General features: G+C 52.3%; 2 protein-coding genes. Both read left to right on the forward strand.

The genetic code is table 11. The features are described 5' to 3' along the window. Positions 1-238 precede the first annotated feature (238 nt). Positions 239-556, forward strand: coding sequence for a transposase (locus HMPREF0183_RS11625; protein ID WP_005886402.1), 318 nt, complete (start codon positions 239-241; stop codon positions 554-556). Continuing rightward, positions 553-919 (forward strand): IS3 family transposase (locus tag HMPREF0183_RS12680; protein ID WP_005886404.1); only part of this gene is annotated, 367 nt, incomplete at its 3' end. The genes HMPREF0183_RS11625 and HMPREF0183_RS12680, both read left to right, overlap by 4 nt.

The following is a 919-nucleotide window of genomic DNA, read 5'->3' on the forward strand; positions in this document are numbered from 1 at the left end:
TGAAGAAGCAGATGGCGCGGCTGTTAGTAGAGAAAGCTGTGTTGGAAGAGGAGCTGGAACTTATAAAAAAAGACGACAGCGTCATCCCCGGTTAACTGAGCAATAGTCATAAGACCCGTGTGGTTGACGCTTTACGTACTCAGTATCCTCGTGCATTACTGCTGGCTGTGATTGATCTTGCATCATCATGAAGTGTCCCAGGTTTTGTTCCGTTTGAGTAGATGGGAAAATTTGGAGCATGCCAAGGAAGTTTGATCAGGATGCGAAGGACCGTGTGGTCCGTCTTGTAGAGGACCGTATCTTGGCGGAGAACATGTCGATGCAGGCCGCGTGTCAGGCAGTGGCCCCTAAATTGGGGGTTTCATGGCACACGGCTCGTCAGTGGACTCAGCAGGCCCGCCGCGCTGGAAGGATCTCAGAGCCAATGCCTGAGGATTTGGTCGCGGAAAACGTGAGGCTACGCCGTGAGAATCAGGAGTTGCGTGATACGAATGAGCTGCTGAAAGCTGCCTCAGCTTTTTTCGCCTCGGAACTCGACCCGAAACGTCGGAAATGATCCGGTTCATTGATGAGTATCGGAATCGTTTCTGTGTCGAGTTCATCTGTAAGACGTTGAAGAATAGCCGGGTTGGTGGGTTCATCACCTCGCGTGGTTATCGCCCATTCAAAGCCCGTGGACTCAGTGCTCGTCGTCTTCGTGACGCTGTGCTGGTTGAACGCATTAGTACAGTGCATAGAGATAATTACGGTGTTTACGGTGTGCGGAAGATGTGGCATGCTCTTCGCTGCGACGGAATCGATATCGGTCGTGAGCAAACTGCTCGGCTGATGCGCCTGGCCGGTGTCTTTGGCAAGAGTAAAGGACGTGTGCCTAGAACCACTTGCAAGCCTAACGTGCCGGATTTGCGCCCGGATTTAG

The organism is Brevibacterium mcbrellneri ATCC 49030, assembly GCF_000178455.1.
GTDB classification, from domain to species: Bacteria; Actinomycetota; Actinomycetes; order Actinomycetales; family Brevibacteriaceae; genus Brevibacterium; species Brevibacterium mcbrellneri.

Excerpts from the sequence above, each read along its gene's own strand:
- HMPREF0183_RS11625 (WP_005886402.1), top strand. The coding sequence starts at position 239 with ATGCCAAGGAAGTTTGATCAGGATGCGAAGGACCGTGTGGTCCGTCTT.